The sequence below is a fragment of the Vogesella oryzagri genome, from assembly GCF_040148885.1.
Taxonomy (GTDB): domain Bacteria; phylum Pseudomonadota; class Gammaproteobacteria; order Burkholderiales; family Chromobacteriaceae; genus Vogesella; species Vogesella oryzagri.
In genome coordinates, this window is record NZ_JBEFLD010000001.1 from 329,955 (window position 1) to 343,546 (window position 13,592).

At 61.5% G+C, this 13,592-nt stretch carries 16 protein-coding genes; 14 read left to right on the plus strand and 2 right to left on the minus strand.

What is annotated here, in order from left to right; genetic code table 11:
• Window positions 1–8 precede the first annotated feature (8 nt).
• The 14 genes from fliF (at window position 9) to ABNW52_RS01730 (ending at window position 11,704) form a co-directional block, all read left to right on the plus strand.
• Window positions 9–1,742 carry a flagellar basal-body MS-ring/collar protein FliF gene (gene fliF, locus ABNW52_RS01665; protein WP_349583116.1) on the plus strand — a complete coding sequence of 578 codons (1,734 nt, stop codon included), beginning with the start codon at window positions 9–11 and terminating at the stop codon, window positions 1,740–1,742.
• On the plus strand, window positions 1,735–2,733 hold the full coding sequence (gene fliG, locus ABNW52_RS01670) for a flagellar motor switch protein FliG (protein WP_349583118.1): 999 nt from the start codon (window positions 1,735–1,737) through the stop codon (window positions 2,731–2,733). The genes fliF and fliG overlap by 8 nt, the downstream gene beginning before the upstream one ends.
• A 133-nt stretch (window positions 2,734–2,866) precedes the next feature.
• Window positions 2,867–3,511 (plus strand): FliH/SctL family protein, encoded by a 645-nt coding sequence (locus ABNW52_RS01675; protein WP_349583120.1) that lies wholly within the window; start codon window positions 2,867–2,869, stop codon window positions 3,509–3,511.
• Window positions 3,504–4,898, plus strand: a complete 1,395-nt coding sequence (gene fliI / locus ABNW52_RS01680; RefSeq protein ID WP_349583123.1) for a flagellar protein export ATPase FliI — start codon at window positions 3,504–3,506, stop codon at window positions 4,896–4,898. The genes ABNW52_RS01675 and fliI overlap by 8 nt, the downstream gene beginning before the upstream one ends.
• Window positions 4,899–4,915: 17 nt before the next feature.
• Window positions 4,916–5,344: a flagellar export protein FliJ gene (gene fliJ, locus ABNW52_RS01685; protein ID WP_349583125.1), complete on the plus strand. Its 429-nt coding sequence runs from the start codon at window positions 4,916–4,918 to the stop codon at window positions 5,342–5,344.
• 53 nt (window positions 5,345–5,397) lie between these two features.
• Window positions 5,398–6,576, plus strand: coding sequence for a flagellar hook-length control protein FliK (locus ABNW52_RS01690; RefSeq protein WP_349583128.1), 1,179 nt, complete (start codon window positions 5,398–5,400; stop codon window positions 6,574–6,576).
• A gap of 86 nt (window positions 6,577–6,662) precedes the next feature.
• Window positions 6,663–7,199: a flagellar basal body-associated FliL family protein gene (locus tag ABNW52_RS01695; protein WP_349583131.1), complete on the plus strand. Its 537-nt coding sequence runs from the start codon at window positions 6,663–6,665 to the stop codon at window positions 7,197–7,199.
• A gap of 9 nt (window positions 7,200–7,208) precedes the next feature.
• A complete protein-coding gene (gene fliM / locus ABNW52_RS01700) occupies window positions 7,209–8,219 on the plus strand; it encodes a flagellar motor switch protein FliM (RefSeq protein WP_349583133.1) in 1,011 nt (336 codons plus the stop codon).
• Window positions 8,212–8,664 (plus strand): flagellar motor switch protein FliN, encoded by a 453-nt coding sequence (fliN, locus tag ABNW52_RS01705; RefSeq protein ID WP_386106709.1) that lies wholly within the window; start codon window positions 8,212–8,214, stop codon window positions 8,662–8,664. The genes fliM and fliN overlap by 8 nt, the downstream gene beginning before the upstream one ends.
• 2 nt (window positions 8,665–8,666) lie before the next feature.
• Window positions 8,667–9,092, plus strand: coding sequence for a flagellar biosynthetic protein FliO (gene fliO / locus ABNW52_RS01710; protein WP_349583136.1), 426 nt, complete (start codon window positions 8,667–8,669; stop codon window positions 9,090–9,092).
• Window positions 9,089–9,829 (plus strand): flagellar type III secretion system pore protein FliP, encoded by a 741-nt coding sequence (gene fliP / locus ABNW52_RS01715; protein WP_349583139.1) that lies wholly within the window; start codon window positions 9,089–9,091, stop codon window positions 9,827–9,829. The genes fliO and fliP overlap by 4 nt, the downstream gene beginning before the upstream one ends.
• Window positions 9,830–9,838: 9 nt before the next feature.
• Window positions 9,839–10,108, plus strand: coding sequence for a flagellar biosynthesis protein FliQ (fliQ, locus tag ABNW52_RS01720; protein WP_349583141.1), 270 nt, complete (start codon window positions 9,839–9,841; stop codon window positions 10,106–10,108).
• 13 nt (window positions 10,109–10,121) lie between these two features.
• Window positions 10,122–10,898, plus strand: a complete 777-nt coding sequence (fliR, locus tag ABNW52_RS01725) for a flagellar biosynthetic protein FliR (protein WP_349583144.1) — start codon at window positions 10,122–10,124, stop codon at window positions 10,896–10,898.
• 80 nt (window positions 10,899–10,978) lie between these two features.
• On the plus strand, window positions 10,979–11,704 hold the full coding sequence (locus ABNW52_RS01730; RefSeq protein WP_349583147.1) for a YebC/PmpR family DNA-binding transcriptional regulator: 726 nt from the start codon (window positions 10,979–10,981) through the stop codon (window positions 11,702–11,704).
• A 105-nt stretch (window positions 11,705–11,809) separates the two neighbouring features.
• Here the strand turns inward: ABNW52_RS01730 and ABNW52_RS01735 are convergent, their stop codons facing one another.
• Both ABNW52_RS01735 and ABNW52_RS01740 read right to left on the minus strand, forming a co-directional pair.
• Window positions 11,810–12,724, minus strand: coding sequence for a glutaminase (locus ABNW52_RS01735; protein WP_349583150.1), 915 nt, complete (start codon window positions 12,722–12,724; stop codon window positions 11,810–11,812).
• Between the two features lie 111 nt (window positions 12,725–12,835).
• A complete protein-coding gene (locus tag ABNW52_RS01740; protein ID WP_349583153.1) occupies window positions 12,836–13,480 on the minus strand; it encodes an HD domain-containing protein in 645 nt (214 codons plus the stop codon).
• Window positions 13,481–13,592: the final 112 nt, after the last annotated feature.

The following is a 13,592-nucleotide window of genomic DNA, read 5'->3' on the forward strand; positions in this document are numbered from 1 at the left end:
ACCACTGTATGGCTGATCTGGTAGACAACGCTACGCCTGCCTGGAGAGTGCGCGTCAATGAAATGACGGCGCGCTTTAATGCTCTCCCAAATAATCGCAAGATCCTCCTCTTCACCGCGGTTGCCGCAGTGTTGTCCATTGCCATTGCACTAATGGCATTCAATCGTGAACCCAGTTACAAGATTTTGTTTACCGGGCTGGCCGACCGTGATGGTGGTCAGATAACGGCTGCTTTGCAGCAGATGAATATTCCTTACCAGTTGGGTGACGGTGGTGTCATTTCGGTGCCCAATGACAAGGTCTATGACGCACGTTTGCGCTTGGCGTCGCAAGGTCTGCCCAAGGCGGGGGGCGTCGGCTTCGAGCTGATGGACAAGCAGAAGTTCGGCATTAGCCAGTTTGCCGAGCAGGTCAACTACCAGCGTTCCATTGAAGGCGAACTGGCGCGCACCATTGAGTCGGTGGCGGCAGTGGACAGCGCGCGGGTGCACCTGGCGATGCCCAAGCAAAGTGTATTCGTGCGTGACCAGCAGCTGCCGACGGCATCGGTGATGCTGACACTGCGTGGTGGGCGCATTCTGGATGCCGGACAGATTGCCGGTATCCTGCACCTGGTTTCAAGTTCGGTGCCCAACTTGCCGGTAGGCAATGTCTCCATTGTCGATCAGGATGGCAACTTGCTGTCAGCCTTGCCGGATCTGAACGGCAACTCCGGCATGGACCGTCGCCAGCTCGCCTATATCCGCCAGATTGAGGCCGATTACGCCAAGCGGGTGGAAACCATTCTGGAGCCGATCTTTGGCAAGGGCAACGCCCGTGCCCAGGTAACCGCGACGGTAGATTTTTCCGAGGTGGAGCAGACCTCGGAGACGTATCGCCCCAACTCCACGCCCAATCCTTCGGCTACCCGCAGCCAGCAGATCGTCGAATCGCTGGGCAAAGAGGCAAGCCTGCCATCCGGGGTGCCGGGGGCGATGACCAATCAGCCGCCAAACGCGGCATCGGCCCCATTGACCCTGCCGCCGGGCGCCGCGCCAGGCACGGCGACCTTGTCCGGGTTGCCGATGGGTAATGCTTCCGGTGCCGTGCATCGCGAGATCACTACCAACTACGAAATCGACAAGACCATTCAGCACACCAAGCTGCCGCAGGGCAATATCAAGCGCCTGACTGCCGCAGTAGTGGTGAACTATAAAATGGTGCCGGATGCGAATGGCGAGTCGAAGCCGACGCCGATGTCCGAGCGCGAGTATCAGCAGATTAACAATCTGGTGAAAGAGGCCGTTGGCTATAATCAGGAGCGTGGCGACTCGGTCAATGTGGTGAATGCCAGCTTTGCCGAGGCGGTGCCAGTGGTGTCCGCGAAGGACCGCCTGGTTGAATATGCCTCCGAGAATGCCGGTAATCTGGTCAAGTACGGTTTACTGCTGATTGCGGTGCTGTATCTGTTGTTCGGTGTGGTGCGCCCGATCATGCGCGACGTGGTCAAGCCGCCTGCCCCTGCCTTGCCAGAGGGTGAAGAGACCGCAGCCGCGACCGGTGGCCGCTTGTTGGCCGTAGCCGGTGAAGAGGGGGAGGGCATGGCTGCAACCAGCGGCGAGGTGCCGTTTGATGCACTGGATCCGAAAGAACAGTCGCGCCGCCAGTACGAAACCAATATTCAGGCGGCGCGTGATTTGGTGAAAGCCGATCCGCGTATGGCGGCTCAGATCATAAAAGAATGGATTGCGTCCGATGAGTGATGCCGGTATCCGTCGCAGCTCCGTGCTGCTGTTCAGCCTGGGGCAGGCCGAGGCGATCGAGGTTTTCAAGTACCTCGGGCCGAAGGAAGTGCAGAAGCTGAGCTTGGCCATGGCCGGTCTCAGCAACCTCAGTCATGACGAAGTGGAAAAGGTGGTGGGGCAGTTCGAGGAAGAATATGCTGCCCGCGCTAACTTTGGCGCCACTGACGAATACTTGCGCAATGTGCTGATCGAGGCGCTGGGGCCGGACAAGGCGGCCAACCTGCTGGACAAGATTCTGCAGGGCAACGACCACAGCGGTATCGAAAGCCTGAAGTGGATGGACCCGTCCTCGGCGGCAGATCTGATCCGCAACGAGCACCCGCAGATTATCGCCACCATCATGGTGCACTTGGATCCCGATCTGTCCAGCGCGATCCTGGCGTATTTCCCGGAGCGGCTGCGCAACGAGGTGCTGATCCGTACCGCCACGCTGGAAGGGGTGCAGCCGCAGGCGCTGCGCGAACTGAACGATGTGCTTACCCAGTTGCTGTCCGGCTCTGATCGCATCAAGAAGAGCGCCGCCGGTGGCGTGGGCATGACGGCGGAAATCCTGAACTTCCTCGGCTCCAACGTGGAGGCCTCGGCGCTGTCCTACATTCGCGAATACGATCCGGAGTTGGCGCAGCGCATTCAGGACAAGATGTTCGTTTTCGACAACCTGCTGGAAATTGACGACCGCTCGATCCAGACCATCCTGCGCGAAGTACAGTCCGACTCGCTGGTCATCGCACTCAAGGGCACCAGCCAGGAGCTCAAGGACAAGATCTTCCGCAATATGTCGTCGCGTGCGGCGGAAATGCTGCGTGACGACCTGGAGTCCAAAGGGCCGGTCAAGCTGTCGGAAGTGGAAGCCGAGCAGAAAGAAATCCTCAAGATCGTGCGCAAACTGGCCGACGAAGGTCAGATCGTACTAGCAAGCAAGGGTGGAGACGAAGGCCTTGTCGAATAACAATGTAATTCCGGCCGAGGCATTGGGCCAGTGGCAGTCCTGGCGGTTTGGTGAGCTGGGGGCGCAGCCCGGGACACCGCAGCCTGAGTCACAGCCTGACATCAGCGAACCCCCTGCAGAGGGGGTTTCTGCATTGGAGCCGTCGCAGGTAGTGCCGGCGGAGGTTGCTGATCTGCCGTCGCAACTGGCCGAGCCAGAGGAGGCGCCGCCAGCCTATCCCACGGCAGCGGAGCTGGAGGCAATTCACCAGGAGGCGTGGCAAGCCGGTTTTGATGCCGGACATCAGGAAGGTCTGCAGAGTGGCCTGCAGCAAGGTCGTAGCGAAGGTGCCGGCCAGGCATTGCAGGAGGCATCGGCGCGCTTTACCGAATACTGGCAACCATTGTCCGAGTTGCAGCGGGCATTTGAGCAGCAGCTGTCGCTACTGGGTGAGTCGCTATCCGGCGACGTGCTGACCCTGGCGGTAGAGTTGGCCGAGCGTATCGTCGCCACGCATATCGAGCTGGAGCGTGCGGCCATTCTGCCCCTGCTGCAGCAAGCGCTGGATGAGCTGGGGCTTGGCCTGCTGCAGGCAAGAGTAAAGGCGCACCCGGAAGACATCGCGGTGATTCAGGCATTCGCGAGCGATGCCTATCCCGGCGTGAGCTGGCAGTGGCTGGCGGACGAAGCGGTGGCGCGCGGTGGTTGTGTTATTGAAACCAACCAGCGCCGGCTGGATCTGGGGCTGCCACAGCGGTTGCAGGTGCTGCGTCGCGCGCTGGGAGCGGGCGATGTCTGAACTGTTGGCCGCACAGCGCCGTTACCTGCAGGCCTGCCGTGAGGCGGCAGCACAAGTGCCACTGTGGCAGGTGCAAGGCCAGCTGGTCAGGGTTACCGGCTTGGTGATGGAGGCAGTCGGGTTGCGGCTGCCGGTGGGTAGCGCCTGCAGCGTGGAAGTGGCGCCAGGGCATGTGGTGGAAGCCGAGGTCGTCGGTTTTGCCGAAGAGCGGTTGTTTCTGATGCCGTTGACCAATATTCAGGGCCTGCTGCCGGGGACGCCGGTGAAGCCGGTGGTGTCGTTTCAGCCACCGGATTATCAGCAGAGCACGGTCAAGGCCGAGCTCAATGGTCCGCTGGGGCGCCAGGTGCCGGTAGGGGCCAGCCTGCTCGGGCGCGTGCTCGACTCCTTGGGGCGGCCGCTGGATGGTAAGGGACCGGTGTTTCCCGATGCCTATTTCCCACTGTACAGCCAACCGCTTAATCCCTTGCACCGCACCCCGGTACACGATGTGCTGGACGTTGGCGTCAAGGCCATCAATGGCCTGCTGACCGTTGGCCGCGGCCAACGTTTGGGCCTATTTGCTGGCTCCGGTGTCGGTAAGTCGGTGTTGCTGGGCATGATGGCGCGCTTCACCCGCGCCGATGTGGTGGTAGTGGGGCTGATCGGTGAGCGTGGCCGCGAGGTCAAGGACTTCATCGAAAACATCCTGGGCGAGGAGGGGCTGGCGCGCGCGGTGGTGGTGGCGGCGCCTGCCGACATGCCGCCGCTGATGCGCCTGCACGGCGCGGCCTACGCCACGGCGCTGGCGGAGTACTTCCGCGCACAGGGGCTGGATGTGCTGTTGTTGATGGATTCGGTTACCCGTTACGCGATGGCGCAACGCGAGATTGCGCTGGCCATCGGCGAGCCGCCAGTGAGCAAGGGCTATCCGCCGTCGGTATTTGCCAAGCTGCCGCAGCTGATCGAGCGTGCCGGTAACGGCGAAGCCGGCGGTGGCTCGATTACCGCTTTTTACACGGTGTTGTCAGAAGGCGACGACCAGCAGGATCCGATTGCCGACTCGGCGCGGGCGATTCTGGATGGTCACTTCGTGCTGTCGCGCGAGCTGGCCGAGTCCGGGCATTACCCGGCTATCGACATCGAACAGTCCATTTCGCGGGTGATGGTGGATGTGGTTAGCCGCTCACACATGGATTCGGCGCGGCGCTTCAAGCAGCTGTTCTCCCGCTATCAGCGCAGTCGCGACCTGATCAGCGTTGGCGCGTATGTGCCGGGCTCGGACCCCATGCTCGACGAGGCCATCCGTCGCCATAATCAGCTGGTTGCCTTCCTGACCCAGTCCATGCATGAAAACGTGGATTTCTCTACCTGCAGCAGCCTGCTGGGCGATACCCTTGCCGGTTGATGTGGAGCCAGTAAGCCATGAGCAAGTTTGAACTGCTACTGCGGCTGGCCGGTGATCGTGTGGACGCCGCGGCGGAACGCATGCGCAAGGCGCAGCAACAGCAGCTGCAGGCACAGCAGACGTTGCAGCAGCTGGACAGCTTCATCGCCGATTACCAGCAGCAAATGCTGCACAAGGGGCAGGTGGGCATGTCGGTGACGCAGTGGGCAGACTACCGGCTGTTCATGCAGAAACTGGACGATGCTCGCGCGCAGCAGCAGCAGGAGTTGGAGCGGAGCCTGCAGCGCTTCGCGGTGGAAAAGCAGGGCTGGCTGCAGGAGCGGCGCAAGCTCAAGTCTTACGAAGTGCTGCAAAAACGCGAGCAAAAGCGTGCCGATCTGGCGCAGAAACGGCGCGAACAAAAGACGCTGGACGAGTTTTCCGCACGCCTGAAAAAGCCTGACTAGAGCTGGCACGCAACCTGCTTTATGGAGGCATCCTGTCTCTGGGGGCGCTCAACATGGCCCATGCAATTTCTCCTGCCAACAAGGCCGTGCCATCGGCACCGACCGCCAGCTCGGCTGCCGCCGGGCAGCCGGCCGACAATAGTATTTTCACGATGCTGCTCTCCCAGCTGCAGCCTGCCGGCAGTGCCGAAGACGGCCTGTCATCTACGCTGGGTGACTTGCTGACCGGTGGTGATGATAAGGCGCTTAGCGGAGATTTGGCGGTGCAGCCGGGGGCGGATGCCATGGCCGCGCTGCAGCTGCTGATGCAGGGCTACAACCCGCAGCAGCAACTTGCCGGTAGCCGGCAGCAATTGCCAGAGGCGGCAGCATTTGCCGATCAGGCCTTGCCGGATCAGGCTGCCATGCCGGCCCAGATTCTCAATGCGCTGCATCTGCAGCAAACCGCCGGTGACAAGGCTGCTGCGGCTAAACCGCAAGCGCCGGGCCAGCAAGGTATCGAGCAGGCGCTAGGCCGGCTGTCTGAAGCGTTGCAACAGCAATCAGCGCCTGCGACTCCGCCGGCGACAGATGGCGCACGCCGCAGTGATGTGTTGCCGAGCAATGTCCGGCTGCTGTTCCGTCCTGAACAGCACACCGATGTGAATGAGCTGAGCGACGGCAATGCCATTGCGCAGACCGATAGCAGCCAGAGCATGCTTTCCCAGGCGGCCAACAGCCTGCTGCCGCATCGCGGACACGATAACTGGCAGGAAATTCGCCAGCCGATGACGCCGGGCAGTAGTGCCTGGCGGCAGGAGTTTGCCGAGAAGCTGGGCAATCTGGTGCAGTTCAAGCTCGATTCCGCCAGCATAAAAGTGTCGCCAGAGCACTTGGGGCCGCTGGATATCTCCATTACCTTTGATCCGCAGGACAAAGCGCGGATTTCCGTGGTTGCGGCCAACCATGCGGCGCGTGAAATCGTAGAAAGCGGCTTGCCGCAGCTGGGCAAGATGCTGGAGCAGTCAGGCATTCAGGTCGGCAGCGTCGAGGTAAGCTCGCAATCGCAGCAACAACAGGGCCGTGATTCGGGCGCCCAGTGGCAGCAGGGCCAGCAACAGGGGCAACACCGTGGCCAGCAGCAGGAGCCATTCTTGCCGCAAACTGAGTCGGGCGTCCCGGCGTTGAGCGGCGATTCGTTGGCTGGCAGCGTGGCGGCAGCCGTTTCCGAGCAATTAAGTATTCGCGCGTGACAGCTTTTCTATAGCAGCCCTGTTCAACAGGCGTGGAAATGGAGAAAATAGTCGAAATAATTTCCCGCTAGCGAGTTGACCAAGAGATGGCTGAAAAAAAGGAAGAAACCAAGGCAGCTGCGGCGTCCGCGCCTGCAGGTGGCAACAAGAAGCTGATCATGATCGTCATCGTGCTGCTGGTGGTGCTTTTGGCCGCCATTGGTGGTTTGGCTGCGTATCTGATTCTGGGGCAGTCGCATGCGCCGGATGCGGCGTCTGCTGCGCACGCTGAAGAAGCGGCGCCCAAGAAAGAGAAGAAGGACGGTCCGCCCATTTTTGAAAAAATGGATTCCTTTGTGGTCAACCTGACCGGAGGACCAACGGCACCGATGCTGCAAGTGGAAATGCAGGCGGAGCTGGCGGACGAAGAAGCCAAGAATAACTTCAAGGCCTATATGCCCAAGATCCGCAGCGCGGTGATCCTGCTGTTGTCCTCCAAGGGCGAGGAAGAGCTGGCGACACCCGATGGCAAGGTAAAACTGCGTGCGCAGATCAAGCGCATCATGAACGAAGCCATGGATGCTGCCGATACCGAACCGGTAGAAGGCGTGCTGTTCACTTCCTTCATCATCCAGCAACAATAAAGCTGAGTCATGGCCGACGAGATCCTGTCCCAGGAAGAGGTAGACGCGCTATTACGGGGCGTTACCGGGGAAGAGGAAGATGATGGCGATTCCGGCGACGGAAGTTCGATACGTTCCTACGATATTGGTCGGCAGGAACGTATCGTCCGTGGCCGTATGCCGACGCTGGAAATCATCAATGAGCGTTTTGCTCGCAACCTGCGTATCGGCTTTTTCAACTTTATCCGCCGCAATGCCGAAATCTCGGTAGGGCCGGTACGGGTACAGAAGTACAGCGAGTTCATCCGCAATCTGGTCGTTCCCACCAACCTCAACCTGGTGCACATCAAGCCGCTGCGCGGTACCGGGCTGCTGATTTTTGACCCGGACCTGGTGTTCCTGGTGGTGGACAACCTGTTTGGCAGTGATGGCCGCTTCCACGTGCGCGTCGAGGGGCGCGACTTCACCCCCACCGAGCAGCGCATCATCCAGAAACTGCTGGAAGTGGTGTTCGCCGAGTACCAGAAGGCGTGGGAGCCGGTGTATCCGATCGAGTTCGGCTATATCCGCTCCGAGATGAACACCCAGTTCGCCAACATTGCCACGCCTACCGAAGTGGTGGTGGCGGTGACCTTCCATATCGAGCTGGGTGCTGGTGGCGGGGACTTCCATGTCTGCCTGCCGTATTCGATGGTCGAGCCGCTGCGCGACATCTTGTCCAGCACCATGCAGGCCGACCGTACCGAAGTGGACAATCGCTGGGTCAACCTGATGCAACGCCAGGTGCAGGCGGCGGAAGTGGAGCTGGTCGCCACTCTGGCGCAAGCCAAGATCACGCTGGGGCAGATTCTCAATCTGAAGCAGGGCGATGTGGTGATGGTGGAGGTGCCGGAGAAAATCGTGGCCGATGTTTCGGGCATTCCGGTGCTGTCCTGCAGTTACGGCACGGTTGCGGGCAATTACGCGCTGAAGGTGGAAGAAATCCTGGCTGGGGCGCACGACCTGGCCGATATGCCGAATGGAGAAAACGAAGATGGCTGAAGAACAAGGCTTTGACCCGGATTCCGTTGCCGGCGCCGTGGATGGCGACAGCAACGATGTCATGGATGACTGGGCCGCGGCCATGGCCGAACAGGAGCAGGTGGAAACGGCTGCTGCCGAGGTGAAGCCTGCCAGCGCGCTGTTCCCGGATTTCTCGGCAGCGGGTGGCGCGCAATCGGTGCCACAGAACCTGGACATGATCCTGGACATCCCGGTGCAGCTTACCGTGGAGCTGGGGCGTACCAAGATTGCCATTCGCAACCTGCTGCAACTAGCGCAAGGTTCGGTGGTGGAGCTGGATGGCCTGGCTGGTGAACCAATGGATGTGCTGGTGAATGGCTGCCTGATCGCCCAGGGCGAGGTGGTGGTAGTCAACGACAAATTCGGTATCCGCCTGACCGACATCATTACCCCGGCCGAGCGTTTGCGCCGGCTGCAAAAATAATCATGCTGCGTATCCTGTTTTGTTTGCTGCTTGCCGCCCCGGCGCTGGCGGCCCCTCCCACCGAGGGGCCGTCGCCGTTATGGGGCATGCTGCAGGTGATCTTTGGCTTGTTGCTGGTGCTGGCGGCCATTGTCGGTATTGCCTGGCTGTTCCGTCGCTTTTCGATGGGTGCCATGCTGGGCCGTTTTCAGCCGGCGCGGGTGGTCAGTGGCGTCATGGTCGGGCCGCACGAACGTGTGGTGATCGTGGAGCTGGCAGAAGAGTGGCTGGTGCTGGGGGTCACCTCCCGCAACGTCAACCTGCTCAAGAGCATGCCCAAGCCGGCTGGCTATGACGCCGGCCAGCCTGCGGCCAACCCGCCGTTTGCGCAGTGGCTGGCGGCGGCGATGGACAAGGCCCGCAAGCGCCAGGGAGACGGCGACAAATGAAATGGAAGTTGAGTTTCGGTCTGCTGCTGTCGCTGCTGCCGGCGGCAGTGTGGGCCGCCGGGCTGCCGATGATGACCAGTACGCCGTCGCCGGGGGGCGGGCAGAACTATTCGCTCAGCCTGCAGATGCTGCTGCTGATGACCGGGCTGAGCTTCATCCCGGCCATGGTGCTGATGATGACCTCGTTCACCCGCATCATCATCGTGCTATCGTTGCTGCGCCAGGCGCTGGGTACCATGCAGTCCCCCCCCAACCAGGTACTGGTGGGGTTGGCATTGTTCCTGAGTATTTTCGTGATGGCGCCGACGCTGGACGAGGTGTACACCAAGGCTTGGGTGCCGCTGTCCGAGGACAAGATTACCTTCCAGCAGGCGGCGGACGAGGCGGCCAAGCCGATGAAGGCCTTCATGCTGACGCAGACGCGGGAGAAGGACTTGGCGTTCTTCATCGAAATCTCGCAGTCGCCGCCACCGGCCACGCGTGCCGACGTGTCGCTGAAGACACTGGTGCCGGCATTTGTGGTCAGCGAGCTGAAAACCGCGTTCCAGATCGGCTTCATGGTGTTCATTCCGTTCCTGATTATCGATCTGGTGGTGGCCAGCATCCTGATGGCAATGGGGATGATGATGGTGTCGCCGGTGATCATCTCGCTGCCGTTCAAGATGATGCTGTTCGTGCTGGTGGATGGCTGGACCCTGCTGCTGGGTTCGCTGGTGCAGAGCTTTGCCGGGCGCTGAGGTAACACTATGACTCCAGAAACCGTCATCAACCTGGTACAGAACGCACTGTATGTGCTGATCCTGGTATCGGCGCCACCGCTGGCGGTGTCGTTGCTGGTGGGTCTGCTGGTGAGTATTCTGCAGGCGGCGACCCAGATCAACGAAATGACGCTGACCTTCATCCCCAAGCTGCTGGCCATGTTTCTGGTGCTGGTGCTGGCCGGGCCGTGGATGCTGACCACCTTGCTGGATTACATGACGCGGCTGTTCCAGAGCATCCCCAGCGTCATCGGCTGAGCGTGACTGACGCATGCTGACGTTCAGCGATACCCAGATCAGTGCCTTTCTGGCGTATTTCCTGTGGCCGTTTGCCCGCATCGTCGGGCTGATGCTGTCCGAACCGCTGTTGTCCTCGCGCAGCATTCCGCGCCGCTACAAGGCTGGCTTCGCCTTGATGCTGACCCTGTTGCTGGCGCCGATTCTGCCGCCACTGCCGGCGATTCCGGTGCTGTCTGCCGCCGGCACCTTGCTGGTGATTCAGCAACTGCTGATCGGCATCATCATGGGCATGGCAATGCGCATCGTGATTACCGGTGTGGAAATGGCCGGTTTCCTGATGGGGACGCAGATGGGCCTGGGCTTTGCCATGTTTTTTGATCCGCAACATTCGTCGCAGGTGCCGGCGGTATCGCGGGTGCTGACCGTGTTCGCTACCCTGATCTTCCTGAGTTTCGATGGCCACCACGTGCTGATCTCCGCGCTGGCGGACAGTTTTCAGACCTTTCCGATCGGCACCAGCCTGCGGGTGGACAGCCTGCGCGAAGTGGCGATCTGGGGCGGCAAGCTGTTTACCTGGGGTATCTGGCTGTCGCTGCCGGTGGTGGGCTGCCTGCTGGTGGTGAACCTGGCCATTGGCGTGATGACACGCGCGTCGCCGCAGTTCAATATTTTTACCTTCGGTTTCCCGCTGACGCTGATGATCGGCTTTTTTGCGCTGTACCTGGCGTTGCCGCTGCTGGAGCCGGCGGTGAGCCAGATTTATCGCGAGGCATTCGAGTTTATTGCGGCGCTGCTGAAGGCGCCCTAGCTTTTTGCTAGAATGTCGCGTTAGTTATTTCCCGGCCTGCCGTTGTGTTGGCCGTAAACCATTGATATACCGAGGCTTTTATGGCTGGCCACAGCAAATGGGCGAACATTAAGCACAAGAAAGAACGCGCCGACGCCAAGCGCGGCAAGATCTTTACCCGCCTGATCAAGGAAATTACCGTTGCCGCCAAGATGGGCGGCGCCGATATCGACTCCAACCCGCGCCTGCGTCTGGCAGTGGATAAAGCCTGGGATGCCAACATGCCCAAGGACAATATCCAGCGTGCCATCGACCGTGGCGCCGGCACGCTGGAAGGCGTGGATTACCTGGAGTGCCGTTACGAGGGTTACGGTATTGGCGGCGCCGCCGTGATGGTGGACTGTCTGACCGACAACAAGACCCGTACCGTGGCCGACGTGCGTCATGCCTTCTCCAAGTACGGCGGCAATATGGGCACCGATGGCTGCGTGGCGTTCCAGTTCACGCACTGCGGCTACATGCTGTTCGCCCCGGGCGTGGATGAAGACGCGCTGATGGAAGCGGCGCTGGAAGCCGGTGCCGACGACGTGGTCAGCAACGACGACGGTTCGCTGGAGGTGATCACTCCGCCATACGAATTCAGCCGCATCAAGGCTGCGCTGGAAGCCGCCGGCTTCAAGGCCGAGGACGGCGAAGTGACCATGCGTCCGCAGAACGAAAGCGTGCTGGCCGGTGACGACGCCGTGCGCATGCAGAAGCTGCTGGATGCGCTGGAAGACCTGGATGACGTGCAAGAGGTGTATACCTCGGCGGTGCTGGAAGACTGACGCCAGCCACGCTCAGCAAAAAGCCTGCATCGCATGATGCAGGCTTTTTTCATGTGGTGGCGGCTGGCTGAAGGTTGGCCGCATGCGGCCAACCTTGTCGCGGAGCTAGAACACCGACTCACCGCTGCGGGTGGTGAAACGATCCAGCGCCTCCAGCCCGGCCAGCGAGTTACCGCGCGCGTCCAGCCCCGGGCTCCACACCGCGATGCTCATCTTGCCCGGCAGTACGGCCAGGATGCCGCCGCCGACGCCGCTCTTGCATGGCAGGCCGACGCGGTAGGCGAACTCGCCGGCAGCGTCGTAGGTGCCGCAGGTGAGCATGATGGCGTTGACCTGCTTGGCCTGGCTGCGGCTCAGACGCTGCTGGCCGCTGACCGGAGAGACGCCGTGATTGGCCAGGAACAGGCCGGCGCGTGCCAGTTCGCGCACGTTCATGCGCATGCTGCAGGCGCGGAAGTAATGCGCCAGCAGCGGTTCTACGCCGCCGGTGATGTTGTTGCAGCTTTTCATGAAGTGGCCGAGCGCGGCATTGCGATGGCCGTGCTCGGCTTCCGAGGCGGCAATCACGTAGTCGAAGTCGATGGCCGGTTCGCCGCTTTCCTCGCGCAGGAAGTCCCGTAGCGCGCTGCTGCTGTCGCCAAACTCGCTGATGGCGATGTCGGTTACCACCAGCGCGCCGGCATTGATGAACGGGTTGCGCGGGATACCGTGTTCGTACTCCAGCTGCACCAGCGAATTGAACGGGTTACCGGATGGCTCCTTGCCCACTCGCTGCCACAAGGCTTCGCCATGGCGCTGCAGCGTGTGCGCCAGCATGAAGGCCTTGGAGATGCTCTGGATGGAAAAGCGCTTGTCGGCAAGGCCGGTGGCGTACAGGCCGCCATCCAGCGTGGCTACCGCCATGGCGAATTGCTGCGGGCTTTCCATCGCCAGCGCCGGGATGTAGTCGGCTGGCCGGCCCTGGGCCAGGTAGGGTTCGACATCGTGCGCGATGCTGTTGATCAGGTTCTGAATGTCCATATTGCTCTGTCAGGTGTTGTTATGTGTGCAAGTCCCACCGCGCTGCCCTCTGTGTGGCTGTGTGCGCAGGTGGGGGGGCAGTGCCGCAGCCAGGGTTGGCCGCAGGCGCTGTCAGTTGCCCCATTCCGCGACAAAGTCGTCGCGGAACTGGTATAGCCAGGCCAGACGGGCTGCGCCCAGTGCCTTGCCGGCTTCGGTTTGCATGCTGGCCGGCAGCGTGGCCAGCTTTACTGCGATGTGATCCAGCGCGTACTGGCGGTCGTCCAGCGCGCGGCGGCTGCCCAGTACGTCGTCCGGGTGGGCCAGCCGGCTGTTCATGCGCCCGGCGGTGTAGAACAGCCGCGCCAGCCCCACTGCGCCCAGCGCATCCAGCCGATCGGCATCCTGCACCAGCTGCGCCTCCAGCGTCTGCGGGGCGATATTGGCGGAGAAACTGTGCGCTTCGATGGCGTGTGCCACTGCGGCCAACTTGCCGGTAGGAAAGCCCAGCGCGGCCAGCTCGCGGCTGGCCAGCGCCGCGGCCTGGCGCGAGGCCAGCTGGCGTTCGGGGTGATTCTTCGGCAGGTTGACCAGATCGTGCAGGTAGCAGGCAGCCATTACCACCAAGGCATCGGCCTCGGGGTGGCTGGCCAGCAGCTGCTGGGCTGTACGCCATACGCGTTGCAGGTGGTTAAGGTCGTGGGCGCCATCGTCGTCGGCATGCTGGCGGGCCAGCTCGGCGCAGCGCGGTTGCCAGGTGGCAAGCAGGGAGGTCATGTCAGGTCCGGGCGGGAAAGGTCGCCCATTTAAAAAGCCGGGCCGGGCGCTGTCAATCGGCGTGGCCAGAAAAGCAAAGGCGCCCGCATGGGGCGCCTTGTGGGGGCAATAA